The organism is Brevundimonas sp. CEF1 (genome assembly GCF_051353055.1).
GTDB lineage: Bacteria > Pseudomonadota > Alphaproteobacteria > Caulobacterales > Caulobacteraceae > Brevundimonas.
This window is the reverse complement of sequence record NZ_CP195593.1, coordinates 2,023,208-2,037,934: the sequence shown is the minus strand read 5'-3', so window position 1 is coordinate 2,037,934 and position 14,727 is coordinate 2,023,208. Positions and strand designations below refer to the sequence as shown.

The 14,727-nt window shown below is 67.7% G+C and carries 14 protein-coding genes; 8 read left to right on the top strand and 6 right to left on the bottom strand.

Translation table 11 applies throughout. From position 1 onward, the window contains the following. Positions 1-374 precede the first annotated feature (374 nt). Positions 375-854 (top strand): nuclear transport factor 2 family protein, encoded by a 480-nt coding sequence (locus tag ACR9FL_RS10555; protein ID WP_436355540.1) that lies wholly within the window; start codon positions 375-377, stop codon positions 852-854. Next, entirely contained in the window at positions 854-1,585 is a 732-nt protein-coding gene (recO, locus tag ACR9FL_RS10550; protein WP_436355539.1) for a DNA repair protein RecO, read from the top strand. Before ACR9FL_RS10555 ends, recO begins: the two co-directional genes overlap by 1 nt. Here the strand turns inward: recO and ACR9FL_RS10545 are convergent. Both ACR9FL_RS10545 and ACR9FL_RS10540 read right to left on the bottom strand, forming a co-directional pair. Further along, positions 1,582-3,312 (bottom strand): cytochrome c biogenesis protein DipZ, encoded by a 1,731-nt coding sequence (locus ACR9FL_RS10545; RefSeq protein ID WP_436355538.1) that lies wholly within the window; start codon positions 3,310-3,312, stop codon positions 1,582-1,584. The genes recO and ACR9FL_RS10545 overlap by 4 nt on opposite strands. A gap of 50 nt (positions 3,313-3,362) precedes the next feature. Then, entirely contained in the window at positions 3,363-4,433 is a 1,071-nt protein-coding gene (locus ACR9FL_RS10540; protein WP_436355537.1) for an NAD(P)H-dependent flavin oxidoreductase, read from the bottom strand. Positions 4,434-4,545: 112 nt separating this feature from the next. On the opposite strand from ACR9FL_RS10540, the gene parC reads away from it, so the two are divergent. The 3 genes from parC to ACR9FL_RS10525 all read left to right on the top strand — a co-directional run bounded on the left by parC (position 4,546) and on the right by ACR9FL_RS10525 (position 8,461). Then, complete coding sequence (gene parC, locus ACR9FL_RS10535; RefSeq protein WP_436355536.1) at positions 4,546-6,759, top strand: DNA topoisomerase IV subunit A; 2,214 nt, start codon at positions 4,546-4,548, stop codon at positions 6,757-6,759. Positions 6,760-6,850: 91 nt separating this feature from the next. Further along, positions 6,851-7,420 carry a LemA family protein gene (locus ACR9FL_RS10530; RefSeq protein ID WP_436355535.1) on the top strand — a complete coding sequence of 190 codons (570 nt, stop codon included), beginning with the start codon at positions 6,851-6,853 and terminating at the stop codon, positions 7,418-7,420. Between the two features lie 6 nt (positions 7,421-7,426). After that, positions 7,427-8,461 (top strand): M48 family metallopeptidase, encoded by a 1,035-nt coding sequence (locus tag ACR9FL_RS10525; RefSeq protein WP_436355534.1) that lies wholly within the window; start codon positions 7,427-7,429, stop codon positions 8,459-8,461. A gap of 28 nt (positions 8,462-8,489) precedes the next feature. Here ACR9FL_RS10525 and ACR9FL_RS10520 read toward each other — a convergent pair whose 3' ends face one another. Further along, the gene (locus tag ACR9FL_RS10520) at positions 8,490-9,221 is read right to left on the bottom strand and encodes an arginyltransferase (RefSeq protein ID WP_436355533.1); all 732 of its coding nucleotides are present in this window, start codon (positions 9,219-9,221) and stop codon (positions 8,490-8,492) included. A gap of 111 nt (positions 9,222-9,332) precedes the next feature. Further along, positions 9,333-10,232 carry a flagellar motor protein MotB gene (locus tag ACR9FL_RS10515; protein ID WP_296177415.1) on the bottom strand — a complete coding sequence of 300 codons (900 nt, stop codon included), beginning with the start codon at positions 10,230-10,232 and terminating at the stop codon, positions 9,333-9,335. A 126-nt stretch (positions 10,233-10,358) separates the two neighbouring features. Here ACR9FL_RS10515 and ACR9FL_RS10510 point away from each other — a divergent pair, with 126 nt between their 5' ends. Continuing rightward, positions 10,359-10,859, top strand: coding sequence for a flavin reductase family protein (locus ACR9FL_RS10510; protein ID WP_296177413.1), 501 nt, complete (start codon positions 10,359-10,361; stop codon positions 10,857-10,859). On the opposite strand, the gene ACR9FL_RS10505 is transcribed toward ACR9FL_RS10510, so the two are convergent. Next, complete coding sequence (locus tag ACR9FL_RS10505; protein WP_296177411.1) at positions 10,856-11,242, bottom strand: hypothetical protein; 387 nt, start codon at positions 11,240-11,242, stop codon at positions 10,856-10,858. The genes ACR9FL_RS10510 and ACR9FL_RS10505 overlap by 4 nt on opposite strands. 8 nt (positions 11,243-11,250) lie before the next feature. Continuing rightward, entirely contained in the window at positions 11,251-12,255 is a 1,005-nt protein-coding gene (gene hemB / locus ACR9FL_RS10500; RefSeq protein WP_436355532.1) for a porphobilinogen synthase, read from the bottom strand. Between the two features lie 292 nt (positions 12,256-12,547). On the opposite strand from hemB, the gene ACR9FL_RS10495 reads away from it, so the two are divergent. Then, positions 12,548-13,684, top strand: a complete 1,137-nt coding sequence (locus tag ACR9FL_RS10495; protein ID WP_436355531.1) for an isobutyryl-CoA dehydrogenase — start codon at positions 12,548-12,550, stop codon at positions 13,682-13,684. Then, complete coding sequence (locus ACR9FL_RS10490) at positions 13,681-14,727, top strand: enoyl-CoA hydratase/isomerase family protein (protein ID WP_436355530.1); 1,047 nt, start codon at positions 13,681-13,683, stop codon at positions 14,725-14,727. Before ACR9FL_RS10495 ends, ACR9FL_RS10490 begins: the two co-directional genes overlap by 4 nt.

The following is a 14,727-nucleotide window of genomic DNA, read 5'->3' as shown; positions in this document are numbered from 1 at the left end:
GGAGGTGCGGCGAGTTGTTTGGCTTGAGCGTCGCGCGATCCCGCTGATTTGCAGGGATTGGCGGGGCGGGTTGTGAAAGCGCAGCCTTTTCACCGCACATCCCGGCGGACGCCGGGACCCAGTGGGAGCTTCATGCGCGGGGGTTGCAGCCAAAGGACTGGACCCCGGCGTCCGCCGGGGTGAGCGGGTTTTTGGGGGAGGCGCAGGGGCGGGTGAGGGGGGGCGGCCATGGGTTCAAAGTGCGGCGAGACCCCTCATCCGGCCCTGACGGGCCACCTTCTCCCGCAAGGGGAGAAGGGAAGAGGGCAGCGCTGGTGAGGTGGCGAAGGGAAGCAGCGCTTTCGCTTGCGAGAGAACAGGACTAGAACATCAGCATGATCACCGCCGCCCTGATGATGCTCCAATTGTCCGTCGTCCCGGTTCAGGCCGCGCCTGCGCCGGAGGCTGAAATCGCGCCGGTTAACCGCGTGCTGGACGCCATGCACGCCGCCGCGTCAGCGGCGGACGGGGAGGCTTATTTCGCGACCTTCACGACGGACGGTCGCTTCATCGGTACGGACGCGGCCGAGCGGTGGAGCCTGCCGGAGTTCCGCGCCTACGCCATGCCCTACTTCTCGCAGGGCAAGGGCTGGACCTATCGGCCCGTCACGCGGACCGTGACCATCGCCCCGATCGACTGCCGCTGCGTGGCCTGGTTCGACGAGGTGCTGGACAACGACGCCTATGGGACCACGCGCGGGTCGGGCGTGCTGCGCCTGACCGACGACGGCTGGAAGATCGAACAATACGTCCTCAGCTTCGCCGTGCCGAACGACAAGGCGCGCGCTGTCGTCGATGTGATCAAGGCCGACTGATGGAGGTTCAGGACGACGCCTTCGTCCTGTCGGCGCGGGCGCATGGCGACACGGGGGCGGTGGTCGAACTGCTGACCGAGCGGCATGGCCGTCGCGCCGCCTATGTCGCCGGCGGGGCGTCGCGCAAGATGCGGCCCTTCCTGCAGGCGGGGGCGCGGGTGGTGGTCGATCTGCGGTCGCGGACCTCGGACCAACTGGGGTCTGCGCGACTGGAGCCGGTGGGCGAGGGGCCGGCGGCCCTGTTCGACGATCCTCTGGCCCTGGTCGGGCTGAACGCCGCCGCCGCCGTGGCGCAAGGGGCGCTGCCTGAACGCGAGGCGCATCCGGGGGCCTTCTACGCCTTCGAGGCCCTGATGGGGGCCTTTGTCATGCCCGAGGTCTGGCCCGCCATCTTCGTGCGGTTCGAGGCGGGGCTGCTGGAAGACCTCGGCTTTGGGCTGGACCTGTCGCGCTGCGCCGCCACCGGATCGATGGACGACCTGATCTACGTCAGCCCGCGCACGGGCCGCGCCGTCAGCCGCGAGGCGGGCGCGCCCTATGCCGACAAGCTGCTGAACCTGCCGCCCTTCATGCTGGGGGCGCAGGCGGGCCTGGGCGACGGCGACGTGAAGGCGGGGCTGGACCTGACCGGGCACTTCCTCGAACAGTTCGTCTTCCACGCCCTGAACAAGCCGCTGCCGCCCGCGCGGGTGTGGATGATCGAGCGGCTGGGCGAGGCCGGACGGCTCTAGCCAAAGGTGAAGGCGAAGACCTGAACGCCCGGGTCGAGGAACTCGATCTCGAAGGTCCGTTCGCGCGCCCCGCCCGATTGGCGCACCAGTTGATACAGGCGCTGGCTGTCGATCCGGCCCAGGCCTTGCGCGTCGATGTCCACGCCCGCGTCGGCGCCCGGCGCCTGGCCGTCGAGACGGACGCGGAAACGCACGGGCTGGCCCATGCTGCTGGGCCCCATGACCAGATGCAGGTCGCGGGCCTTGAAGCGGAAGGCCAGCTTTCCGCCCGGCGTCTGCAGGTCGGCGTGTTCGGACCGCACGATCCAGTCGCCGGACAGGCTCCAGTCGTTCAGTTTCAGAGGCGCCGCCGCATAGGTCTTGCGAACGTCGAAGCCGAAGCCGCCGGGCGAGACGAAATGCTCGGCGCGGGCATAGCCGACATAGGTTTCCGGCGAGGCGACCTCGGCCATGTCGGCGGCGGCCTCGGCGCCCTGACCCCGCACCTCAACCACAGCCTGATTGACGCCCGTAGCTCCGGCCTCCTTCAGCAGTTGCTGGATGACCCGCTCGGAGTGCTCGTAATCGCCCTCGCCGAAGTGGTGGTAGCGGATGTTCCCCTTGGCATCGATGAAGTAATGGGCGGGCCAGTATCTGTTGTCGAAGGCGCGCCAGACGGCGAAGTCGTTGTCCATGGCCACGGGATAGGCGATGCCGAAGCGGCGCACGGCGTCGCGGACATTGGCGGGCGACTTTTCGAAAGCGAACTCGGGTGTGTGGACCCCGATCACCACCAGGCCCTGATCGCGATACTTCTCGGCCCAGGCGCGGACATAGGGAATGGTCCGCACGCAGTTGATGCAGGAGTAGGTCCAGAAATCGACCAGCACCACCTTGCCGCGCAGCTGTTCGGTGGTCAGGGGCGGGCTGTTGATCCACTCGGTCGCCCCCGTCAGCGGCGGCATGGCCCCTTCGACGGGCAGGGCGTTCAGCGGCGCGGCCGGGGCGTTCGTCGGCTGGCCCGCGCCGAAGCGGCTGAGCAGGCCCTGTTCGATCCGGTTGGTGCCGCCGCTCGACAGCCGGGTCAGCAGGCCGGTGTCGAGGCCGAGCGCAATGGCGGCGACGCCGACCAGGACCAGAACGCCCAGACCCCGGCGCACCCATTCGCCGACGCCCAACGACTTCTTCATCGTCTGGAACACCTTGCCGCCGATCAGCAGGGCCAGGGCCAGCGAGGTCGCGGCCCCGGCGGCGTAGGCCACCAGCAGCAAGGTCGTGCCGACGCTGGCCCCCTGAAGCGCCGCGCCGGTCAGGATCAGCCCCAGGATCGGCCCGGCGCACGGCGCCCATAGCAGGCCCGTCGCCACGCCCAGCAGGAAGGAAGGCCAGACGCCGCCGCCGGATTGCTGCTCGGCGCTGGCCTTCTCGGTCAGGCGCGAGCCGAGCGCGACCAGAGGCCGGGTCAGCCGGTCCGCCAGCGCCGGAAACACCAGGGTCAGCCCCAGCACCGCCATGACCGCCAGGGCGATCCAGCGTCCGACCTGATTGGCCTGCACCGCCCAGCCGCCGCCGACCGCCGCCAGCGTCGCCACCCCTGCAAACGTCAGGGCCATGCCCAGCAGCAGGGGCAGGCCGCTCTTCATGAAGGGCTGGCCGGCGCGGGCGAACACAAAGGGCAGGACCGGCAGGATGCAGGGGCTGAGAATGGTCAGCGCCCCGGCCAGATAGGACAGCAGGATCAGGAGCATGGCGTCGTCCTCTGGCCTTAGCCTTTATGAACGCCTCGGATGGCGTCGGGTTACAAGAGCCGTTGCAGGTCGCCGATGGCGGCGCGGGTTTCCAGGGCCAGGACCTCGACCAGTTCGGCGGCGGGCAGGGCGCGGGTCAGCGGCGCGGCCTGACCGGCCCATTGCGGCGCATAGCCGTCGTCGCCCTGCAGGCTGGCGGCGGCGTTCAGCGCCTTGCCCACATCGTAGGCGTAGGGATAGCCGGCGGTCAGGGTCTCGTCGGCGCGCTGCATGAAGGCGTTTTCGATCCCGCGTGCGGGGCGACCCGAGATCACCGGGCTGACGCGGGTGCGTTCGGCGCGGGGGCCGGCCAGGGCGGCGCGATAGGCCGGATTGGCGGCGGACTCGGGGCAAGAGACGAAGGCCGTGCCCAGTTGCGCGCCGGCCGCGCCCAGCACCAGCGCGGCTGCGATCCCGGCGCCGTCCATGATCCCGCCCGCCGCGATGACCGGGATGTCCAGCTCGCGCGCCAGCAGCCGCGTCAGAGGCAGGGTGGCGAAGCGCGGATCGTCGGCGGGATCAAAGACGCCGCGATGGCCGCCAGCCTCGACCCCTTGGGCCACCACCATGTCGATCCCCGCCGCCTGGGCCTGACGGCCTTCGCCCGGCGTGGTGGCGCTGGCGATCAGGACGCAGCCGACGGCCTTCAGCGCCGCGATCTTGTCCGCCTGCGGCAGGCCGAAGTGGAAGCTGACCACGGCGGGCTTTTCCTCCAGCAGGACGGCCAGTTTGGCGTCGTCGGTCAGGAAGCTCTGGTAGATGTCGTTCAGGGTCTCGGGCGGCGCGGCGCCGAACCCGGCGAAGATCGGGCGCAGGCTGTCGATCCAGACGCCGTCGCGCGCCGGATCGGGCGGCGTCGGGGCATGGCAGAAGACATTGATGTTGATCGGCCGCGTCGTCAGGGCCTTCAACGCCTGAATCTGGCGTTGGCCTTCGACCGCATCGACCGAGGCGATGGAGATGGAGCCCAACGCCCCGGCGTTTGAAACAGCGGCCGCCAGCTCGGGCGTCGAGGTCCCGGCCATGGGCGCCTGAACGAAGGGCAGGTCCAGCTTGAGGCGGTCGGTGAGGGCGGTCTTCATGCGCGGCTCCTGCCTGTTCGACGACGACCCTCCACAGATAGGCGCGGATCGTCCCCGCGTCAGCCGTGCGCTACGCTAGACTTTGTCGTCCAGATCACCGATTCGAAGTCGCATGACCATCCACACCCCGACGCCCGAAGGCGGCCGCATCGTTGAAGAGCCGATGGGCGACGCGCTGTCGAAGCGCTACCTGGCCTACGCCCTGTCCACGATCACCAACCGGGCCCTGCCCGACGTGCGCGACGGCTTCAAGCCGGTGCACAGGCGCATCATGTACGCCATGCACCAGATGCGGCTGAACCCGCAGGCGGCGGCGCGCAAGTGCGCCAAGGTCGTCGGCGAGGTCATGGGCGGCTATCACCCGCACGGCGACGCCTCCATCTATGAGGCCCTGGTCCGTCTGGCCCAGGACTTCGCCCAGCGTTATCCGCTGGTGGACGGTCAGGGCAACTTCGGCAACATCGACGGCGATAGCGCCGCCGCCATGCGTTACACCGAGTGCAAGCTGACGCCCGCCGCCGTCCTGTTGCTGGACGGCATCGATCAGGACGCGGTCGATTTCCGCCCCACCTACGACGATCAGGACGAAGAGCCGCTGGTCCTGCCGGCGGGCTTCCCCAACCTGCTGGCCAACGGCTCGTCGGGCATCGCCGTGGGCATGGCGACCTCGATCCCGCCGCACAATGTCGGGGAACTGATCGACGCCTGTCAGCTGCTGCTGGAACGGCCCGAGGCGACGACCGAGGAACTGGTCCAGATCGTGCCGGGTCCGGACTTCCCGACGGGCGGCGTATCGGTGGAAGGTCACGCCTCCATTCTGGACGCCTATGAGACCGGTCGCGGCGGGGTGCGTCTGCGCGCGCGCTGGGAGACCGAGGACCTGGGCCGGGGCGTCTGGCGCATCATCGTCACCGAGATGCCCTATCAGGTGCAGAAGAGCCGCCTGATCGAGGGTCTGGCCGACCTGATCGAGAACAAGAAGGCGCCCCTGCTGGGCGACGTCCGCGACGAGTCGGCGGAAGACATCCGCCTGATCCTCGAGCCCAAGAACCGCACCATCGAGCCCGAGATGCTGATGGAGAGCCTGTTCAAGCTGTCCGATCTGGAGGTCCGCTTCCCGATCAACATGAACGTGCTGGACGCCACGGGCACGCCGCGCGTCATGGGCCTGAAGGACTGCCTGCAAGCCTTCCTCGATCATCGCCGCGTGGTGCTGAACCGCCGTTCGCAGTGGCGGATCGAGCGGGTCGAGAAGCGGCTGCACCTGTTGGAAGGCCTGCGTATCGTCTTCCTCAACCTGGACGAGGTGATCCGCATCGTCCGCGAGGAGGAGCAGCCCAAGGCTGTCCTGATCGCGCGGTTTGGTCTGAGCGAGCCTCAGGCCGACTACATCCTTGACACCCGTCTGCGTCAGCTGGCGCGGATCGAGGAAATGGCGATCGACAAGGAATACAATGCCCTGGCGGAGGAACTTGCGGCGCTGAAGGCGCTGACCTCGTCCGAAGCCAAGCAGTGGAAGGCCATCTCCAAGGAGTTGGAACTGGTCCGCAAGGCCCTGATCTCGCCGCGCCGCACGACCATCGGCGAGGCGGTGGACTCTTCGGCCTTCGTGGCGCCCGAGGCCTTCATTCCGCGCGAAGCCATCACCGTCATCCTGTCGGAGCGCGGCTGGATCCGCGCCGCCAAGGGCAAGGTCGAGGACCCGTCGGAACTGAAGTTCAAGGAGGGCGACAGCCTGGCCTTCCTGGTCCCGACATTCACCACGGACAAGCTGCTGATCGGGGCCTCGGACGGGCGCATCTTCACCATTGGCGCTGACAAGCTGGCCTCTGGGCGCGGCCACGGCGAGCCGCTGCGTCTGATGATCGATCTCGATGAAAAAGCCGAGATTATCAATGTCGTGGCGCACGAACCGAATGCGAAGCTTCTGGTGGCGTCCAAGGCTGGCTACGGCTTCGTCGCGCCCGAGAACGAGCTTCTGGCCCAAAAGCGCGGCGGCAAGCAGGTGCTGAACGGGGAGATGCTGTCCATGCTGCGCATCCCGTCGAACCCGCAAGGCGACCACGTCGCGGTCATCGGCGAGAATATCAAGGCGCTGATCTTCCCCCTGGCCGAACTGCCCGAAATGGGGCGCGGCAAGGGCGTTAAGCTGCAGAACTACAAGCAGGGCGGTCTGGTCGACGTGGCGGTGTTCAACGCCGAGGCGGGACCGGAATGGGCCGACGGCGGCGGCCGTCGCCGCAACTGGCCCGACTGGAAGGACTGGCTGGGCAAGCGCGCCGGCGCCGGACGCCAGGGGCCGCGCGGGATGCGCAAGTTCCGCTGAGGCCAAGGTGACGGCGATTTCATTAGGAGGTCGCCGTCAGCCCTTGCGATAATCCCGCCCTGGGCCGATCCGGCCGGGGCTGGAGATTTCTATGATCACCTGGATCATCATCGGCGCCATCGTCGTCGTTCTGCTGTTCGTCGTGGTGGGCGCCTACAACAGGCTGGTGGCGCTGGATCAATCCGCCAACCAGTCGTTCGCTGACATCGACGTGCAACTGAAGCAGCGTCAGGATTTGATCCCCAATCTGGTCGAGACGGTGAAGGGTTACGCCACGCACGAGCGCGGCACGCTGGACGCGGTGACCCAGGCCCGCGCCGCCGCCGCCGGCGCCCGCACGGTCGACGAAAAGGTTCAGGCCGAGAATATGCTGACCGGCGCTCTGGGGCGTCTGTTCGCCGTGTCCGAGGCCTATCCGGACCTCAAGGCCAACGCCAACTTCCAGCAGCTGCAGATGGACCTGTCGGACATCGAGAACAAGCTGGCCGCCGCGCGCCGCTTCTTCAACAATGCGGTCAGCGAGTTCAACGCCGTGCGCCGTCAGTTCCCGACCGTCCTGTTCGCCGGTCTGTTCGGCTTCGGCGCGGACAAGCCCTTCTTCGACGTGGGCGAGGGCGAACGCGCCGCCTTGAACGCGGCGCCGCCGACGGTGAAGTTCTAAGCCCCAATGGCGGTTTTCGGTCAGGCCGTCGGCCTCAAGACCCACATCTGGCAGAACAACACCCGGTCAGCGATCCTGCTGGCCGGGTTTCCGGTGCTGTTGGTCGGTCTGCTGTTCGGCATTCAGGTACTGATGATGGGGTTTGGTCTGCTGCCCAACTCGGGCGGGACGCTGTCGCAGGACCTGGCTCTGGCGGCGTCCATGCTGGGCTGGACGGTGCCGACGGCCCTGGTCGTGGCCGCCATCTGGTTCGTCATCGCCTATTTCGGCAATCAGGCGATGATCGACGCCATGACGGGGGCGCGCAAGGTCGAGCGCCGGGTCGAGCCGGACCTCTACAACCTGCTGGAAAACCTCGCGATTTCGCGCGGCCTGCGCACCCCGACGCTGCGGATCATCGAGAGCCCGTCGCTGAACGCCTATGCGTCCGGCCTGCATGAGGGCAACTATAGCGTCACCGTCACGCGCGGGCTGATGCAGACCCTGAGCCGCGATGAGATGGAGTGCGTGTTGGCGCACGAGCTGACCCACGTCATCAACAAGGACGTGCGGACCATGGTGATCGCCTCGATCTTTGCGGGCATCATCAGCGTGGTCGCCGAACTGGTGTTCCGCAGCCTCTTCTATGTGCGCGGGGGGCGCGGCGGGAACAACAAGAACGCCATGCCGCTGATCCTGATCGGTCTGGCCATCGGGGTGATCGGCTTTGGTCTGGCGGCGGTCATTCGCATGACCCTGTCGCGGACGCGGGAATACGTGGCCGACGCCGGGGCGGTGGAACTGACCAAGAACCCGGACGCCATGATCTCGGCCCTGAGGAAGGTGTCGGGTCAGTCGAAGATCGAGGCGCCCGACGAACTGCGCGGCATGTTCCTGGACAATACGGCGGACAAGGCGGGTTTCTCCGGCCTGTTCGCCACCCACCCGCCGATCGAGAAGCGGATCGCGGCCCTGGTGAAGTTCGCGGGCGGTCGCGATGAAGGGCCGTGGGGACCGACGCCGTCGGCGCCGCGTTCGAGCACGGCGGTTCCGACGACCTAATTCCTTCTCCCGCAAGGGGAGAAGGAAGTCAGAGGCGTTCCCAGCCCAGCGGTCGCAACGCCTCCATCGGCCTGAACTTGGCCTTGTAGTCCATCTTGGGCGAGCCCTGGACCCAGTAGCCCAGATAGACATAGGGCAGACCGACCAGCGCCGCCTGACGCAGGTGATCCATGATGGCGAACTGGCCCAGGCTGCGGCGCTCCAGATCGGGGTCGAAGAAGCTGTAGACCATGGACAGGCCGTCATGCAGCAGGTCGGTCAGGCAGACACCGACCAGATCGCCGGGGCCGTCGTCGCTCGCGGGCAGGCGGTATTCGATCAGGTGGGTGCGGACGGCCGTATCCTCGACCATCGACACATAGTCGGACCAGCCCATGTCGCTCATGCCGCCGCCGGGGTGGCGGGCAGTCAGATAGCGGCGCAGCAGGTCGAACTGCTCCATCGTCGCCTCGGCCTCGACCAGATCGCGCGACAGGTCGGCGTTGCGGTTCAGGATCTTGCGCTGCGAGCGTGAGAAGGCGAACTCGGCCACCGGGATGCGGACGGAGACGCAGGCGGCGCAGGCCTCGCAGGCCGGGCGATAGGCGATGTTCTGGCTGCGGCGGAAACCGGCCTGGGTCAGGGCGTCGTTGACGTCGGCGCCGTCGCTGAAGGGCAGGTTGGCGAAGACCTTGCGCTCGAACTGGCCCGGCAGATAGGGGCAGGGCGCGTTGGCGGTCATGAAGAACCGCAGCTGCCGGGTCGGGAAATGCTGGGTCACGGCCTTACGTCCGTTTCCAATCGCTTCGGCAGGGATGCGCGCGGGTCGTCATGTCCCGATTTGGCGCGCAACCGTGGGATTTCGCAAGCGCCGTGAGTGCGGCGCTGACGGTCACAGGCTGGTGTCCGTGGGCAGGACCGGCGCCTCGCGCAGCAGGACGATGGCGATGCGGCGGTTGCCGGCCAGCGAAGGATCGTCGGGATAGAGGGGGTCGGAGCCTGCCTTGCCCGCGACCGAATAGACCCGGTCGGCGTTGACCCCCGCGCTCTGCAACGTCAGGCGCGAAGCATTGGCGCGCTCGGCGGACAGGGCCCAGTCGCCGGCGCCGCTGGCGCGGCTGGAACCGGCCACGGCGCTGGTGTGGCCGGTGATGGAGATGCGGTTGGGCAACTGGTTGATGACCTTGGCGATGGCTCGCAGCAGCATCTGGGCGCGCGGGTTGGGGCGCGAGGAGCCGTTCTCGAACATCGAGCGGCCTTCCTGATCGACCAACTGGATGCGCAGGCCCTCTGGCGTCTGATCGATGATCAGCTGTTTCGACAGCTCGGCCAGTTCGGGCATGGCCTGCATGGCCTGGCGCAGGCTTTCGGCGGCGCTGGCGAAGTCGGCGGCCTCGCGGCGGGCGATCTCGGCGCGCAGGGCGGATTCGCTGGCGCCGGCCAGGTTGGTGCTCTGGCCGGCTTCTTCCGGCGATTGCGGGGCTTCGGGCGCCAGTTGTTCGATCATGGCCATGGAGCCGGAGCTCTTGGCCCCGTCGTCGCCCAGGGCTGTGCCGCCCAGGATGCCGCCGGAACCGGAGGTCGAGGCCGAGACGTTGGCCGGGGCGAAGTATTCGGCGATGCCGCGCTTCTGCTCCGGATCAGTCGTATTGATCAGCCACATCAGCAGGAAGAAGGCCATCATGGCCGTCACGAAGTCGGCGTAGGCGACCTTCCATGCGCCGCCGTGGTGGCCGCCGGCGGTCACCTTCTTCACCTTCTTGATGAGGATCGGACGATCGCTCGCGGACATGGGCAGGCCAATCTTAACGTCGTTTGTTAGCCCTGAATCCCACGCCGCCCGTTAAGAAGCGGTTGCGGTGCGGTCGTTTCCCGGTGCGGCCTTGCCCGGTGACGGTCCACGGCTTAGGTCAGGCGCGTGACTGGGTCTTCATCTCCTTCCGAATTCGACGCCAAGGCCTATCGCAAGGCGCTGGGCGGTTTCGCCACCGGCGTCTGCGTGGTGACGGCTCATACGGCCGAGGGGCCGCTGGGCATTACGGTCAACAGCTTCACCTCGGTGTCGCTGGACCCGCCGCTGGTGCTGTGGTGCCTGGACGTGAAGTCGGATCGCCACGACGCCTTCGCCGGGGCCGAGCGCTTCGCCGTGCACATGCTGCCGGTCGAGGATCAGGCCATGTCGGACCGCTTCGCTTGGGGCGTCTGCACCCTGTCGGACGACGAGTTCGAGGTCGGCGACCCGGCGCCGCCGCGCCTGCGCAACGCCGTGACGCGGCTGGACTGCACGACCCACGACCGCATTGTCATGGGAGATCACCTGGTCATCGTCGGTCGGGTCGCCGCCTTCGAGGCCTGGCCCGGCGACGCTCTGACCTATTTCCGCGGCAAGTATGGACAGGCGGTCGACCCGACGGCCTAGGGCGCCTGGCTACGGGCAAGCTCCGCGAGCAGGAAGGCGCGAGTGATGCGCTGATTGCCGGCGTCGCAATTGAAGTTCGCGATGTCGCACGGCGTATGGCCAGACAGGCTCAGGTCGCTTTGCTCCGCCAACCAGGCGACGAAGGCCTCTTCGGAGCGGAACTCAATCAGGGTGTCGGCGTCGGGCAGGCCATCCTGTGATCGCGCCAGGAAGAAGGCGCCGCTCGCATGGTCGTGGAACAGGCCGTGGCCGGTGTAATCGCGATGCGCGCGCACGATGGCGTTCAGGTCGCCAAACCAGCGGCCGCGCTTGAGGACCTCGACCGTTCGCCGGGCCAGAGTTTCACCGAAGGCGGTGTCGTCAAGATCGGCAGCCGCCGTCACCAACGGATTCAGGCCCCCAGCAAACGCGCGGCCTTGGGGGCGAAATAGCTGAGGACGCCGGAGGCGCCGGCGCGCTTGAAGGCGTGCAGGGTTTCCAGGATGGCGCGGTCTTCCTCCAGCCAGCCGTTGGCGATGGAGGCCTGCATCATCGCGTACTCGCCCGACACCTGATAGGCGAAGGTCGGGATCTTGAAGGTGTCCGAGACCAGGCGGACGATGTCGAGATAGGGCAGGCCCGGCTTGACGATCAGGGCGTCGGCGCCTTCGGAAATGTCCATCGCCACCTCGCGTAGCGCCTCGTCGGCGTTGGCGTAGTCCATCTGATAGGTCTTCTTGTCGCCGGTCAGGGATTTCGACGAACCCACCGCGTCGCGATAGGGGCCGTAGAAGGCCGAGGCGTATTTGGCGGCGTAGCTGATGATCAGCGTGTCCGACAGGCCGTTGGCCTCCAGCGCTTCGCGGATGGCCTGGATGCGGCCGTCCATCATGTCAGAGGGCGCCACGGCGTCGGCGCCGGCGTGGGCGTGGATGAAGGCCTGTTCGGCCAGGCGTTCCAGCGTGGCGTCGTTGACGATGCGGCCGTTTTCCAGAACTCCGTCGTGGCCGTGGTCGGTGTAGCAGTCGAGCGCCACGTCGGTCATGACGCCGATCTCGGGCGCGGCGTCCTTGATGGCCTTGATGCAGTCGGGGATCAGGCCGTCCGGGTCGCTGGCGGCTGTGCCGACATTGTCCTTCAGGCTGTCGTTCACGTTCGGAAAGAGGGCGATCATGGGGATGCCCAAGTCGCGGGCCTCGACGGCGGCCTTGGCGGCCTCCTTGGGCGACAGGCGGAAGACGCCGGGCATGGAGGCGACGGCTTGCCGGTCCTCGGACCCGTCGTGGACGATGATCGGCCAGATCAGGTCGGCGGGCGTCAGGGTCGTCTCGGCGACCAGACGGCGCACCCAAGGCTGCGAACGCAGACGACGCGGGCGGGCGTAGGGGAAGGCGGCGGGCTGGAAGGGCAGGGTCATGATGTGCGGCTTAAAACAAAGCGGGGGGAGAGGCAAAAGGCGAACTGTCCACCCCTCCGCTCATCCCGGCGGACGCCGGGATCCAGCAAGAGCAACACGCTCGTCGCCAATGCTGAAGCGCACAAGTGCGCAAACCCAAACGCTGAGCGTACAGCCAAAGCACTGGATCCCGGCGTCCGCCGGGATGAGCGGAATGTGGGGCTGCAACACCAGCAAGGTGACGCGCGCTCCACCACCCGCTAGAAGCGCCGCGAACGCCCCGTCAGAGGGCAAGAGTCGGGAGTAAAAGATCATGGACTTCGCCCTCAACGACGACCAGCGCGCCATTCAGGACGCGGCGCGGGCCTTCGCCGACGCCGAACTGGCGCCGCATTCGGCCCAGTGGGACGAGGACAAGCACTTCCCCGTCGATGTGATGAAGTCGGCGGCCGAGATGGGCTTCTGCGGCATCTATACCGGCGAGGAGCACGGCGGCATGGCCCTGGGCCGCGTCGAGGCGGCGGTGATCTTCGAGGAGCTGTCGCGCGGGGACGTGGCGACGGCGGCCTTCATCTCGATCCACAACATGGCGACGTGGATGATCGACAAGTTCGGGTCGGACGACCTGCGCTCGCGCTTCGTGCCGTCGCTGGTGACCATGGACAAGATGGCCAGCTACTGCCTGACCGAGCCGGGCTCGGGGTCGGACGCGGCGGCGCTGCGGACCACGGCGGTGCGCGACGGCGACCACTATGTCCTGAACGGCTCCAAGGCCTTTATCTCGGGCGCGGGCGTGTCGGACGTCTATGTCGTCATGGTGCGAACGGGGGCCGAGGGCGCGAAGGGCGTCTCGACCATCGTGGTTGAAAAGGACACGCCGGGTCTGTCGTTCGGCGCCAACGAAAAGAAGATGGGCTGGAACGCCCAGCCGACCGCCGTGGTCAGCTTCGACGACTGCCGTGTGCCGGTCGGCAATCTGGTGGGACAGGAAGGCGACGGCTTCAAATACGCCATGGCCGGTCTGGACGGCGGGCGTCTGAACATCGCCGCCTGCTCGCTGGGCGGGGCGCGACTGGCGCTGGAGACGGCGCAGGAGTACGTGACCACGCGCAAGCAGTTCGGTCAGTCGATCGGCCAGTTTCAGGCTTTGCAGTTCCGTCTGGCCGACATGGCGACGGACCTCGAGGCGGCGCGGCTGATGGTGCTGCGCGGGGCCTGGGCCATCGACAACAACCACCCGGAAAAGACCAAGTGGTGCGCCATGGCCAAGCGTCTGGCCACCGACGCCTGCTTCCAGATCGCCGACGAGGCGCTGCAGCTTCACGGCGGCTACGGCTACCTGAAGGACTATCCGCTGGAGCGGATCGTGCGCGACCTGCGGGTCCACCGCATCCTGGAAGGCACCAACGAAATCATGCGGGTGATCATCGCGCGGGAGCTGGCGCGATGAGCGAAGCTGAAATCATCACCCGCGTCGAAGGCGGCGTCGGGCGCATCACCCTGAACCGGCCCAAGGCGATCCATGCGCTGAACCGGGCCATGTGCGAGGCGATGATCGAGGCGCTGCTGGCCTGGCGCGACGACGCCGCCGTGACGTCGGTGCTGATCGACCATGCGGGCGAGCGCGGCTTTTGCGCCGGGGGCGACATCCGCATGATCGCCGAGAGCGGGGCGGGGGATGCGTCGGAGGCCAAGGCCTTCTTCAAGACCGAGTATCAGCTGAACCATCTGATGTTCGAATACCCGAAACCCATCACGGCCATCGTCGACGGCATCGTCATGGGCGGCGGCGTGGGGATCAGCGAACCGGCCGATGTTCGCATCGCCACCGAGCGCACCACCTACGCCATGCCGGAGACGGGCATCGGCCTGTTCCCCGACGTGGGCGGCGGCTGGTTCCTGCCGCGCCTGCCAGGGCAGACGGGCGTCTGGCTGGCGCTGACGGGCGCGCGGCTGAAGGCGGCGGACACGGTGGCCTTGGGCATCCATACGCATTTCGTGTCGAGCGAGGGCGTCGAGGCGCTGAAGGCCGAACTGCTGGCGACGCCCGCTGATCCCAAGGCTGTGGCCGACCGTCTGGCGGGCGACGCGGGTCCGGCGCCGCTGGACATGCACCGTGAGGCCATCGACCGGCTGTTCGCCTTTGATACCGTCGATGAGATCTTCGATGCGCTGGAGGCCGACGGTTCGGACTGGGCGCTGAAGCAACTGGAGACGCTGAAGACCAAGTCGCCGCAGTCGCTGAAGGTCAGCCTGCGCCAGATCCGCACCGGGGCGACACTGGCGTCCTTCGCCGACAACATGGCGATGGAATATGCGCTGGGCGGTCGGGTGGTGCAGACCCACGACTTCCAGGAAGGCGTGCGCGCCGTCATCGTCGACAAGGACAATGCGCCGAAGTGGTCGCCCGCCGGCCTGTCGGGCGTCAGCGACGAGGCGCTGGACGCCCTGTTCGCGCCCCTGCCCGCCGAGGAGGCCTGGTCGCCGCTCTGA

Coding starts and splice junctions, on each gene's coding strand:
- ACR9FL_RS10555 (WP_436355540.1), top strand. CDS start 375: ATGATCACCGCCGCCCTGATGATGCTCCAATTGTCCGTCGTCCCGGTT.
- recO (WP_436355539.1), top strand. CDS start 854: ATGGAGGTTCAGGACGACGCCTTCGTCCTGTCGGCGCGGGCGCATGGC.
- ACR9FL_RS10545 (WP_436355538.1), bottom strand. CDS start 3,312: ATGCTCCTGATCCTGCTGTCCTATCTGGCCGGGGCGCTGACCATTCTC.
- ACR9FL_RS10540 (WP_436355537.1), bottom strand. CDS start 4,433: ATGAAGACCGCCCTCACCGACCGCCTCAAGCTGGACCTGCCCTTCGTT.
- parC (WP_436355536.1), top strand. CDS start 4,546: ATGACCATCCACACCCCGACGCCCGAAGGCGGCCGCATCGTTGAAGAG.
- ACR9FL_RS10530 (WP_436355535.1), top strand. CDS start 6,851: ATGATCACCTGGATCATCATCGGCGCCATCGTCGTCGTTCTGCTGTTC.
- ACR9FL_RS10525 (WP_436355534.1), top strand. CDS start 7,427: ATGGCGGTTTTCGGTCAGGCCGTCGGCCTCAAGACCCACATCTGGCAG.
- ACR9FL_RS10515 (WP_296177415.1), bottom strand. CDS start 10,232: ATGTCCGCGAGCGATCGTCCGATCCTCATCAAGAAGGTGAAGAAGGTG.
- hemB (WP_436355532.1), bottom strand. CDS start 12,255: ATGACCCTGCCCTTCCAGCCCGCCGCCTTCCCCTACGCCCGCCCGCGT.
- ACR9FL_RS10495 (WP_436355531.1), top strand. CDS start 12,548: ATGGACTTCGCCCTCAACGACGACCAGCGCGCCATTCAGGACGCGGCG.
- ACR9FL_RS10490 (WP_436355530.1), top strand. CDS start 13,681: ATGAGCGAAGCTGAAATCATCACCCGCGTCGAAGGCGGCGTCGGGCGC.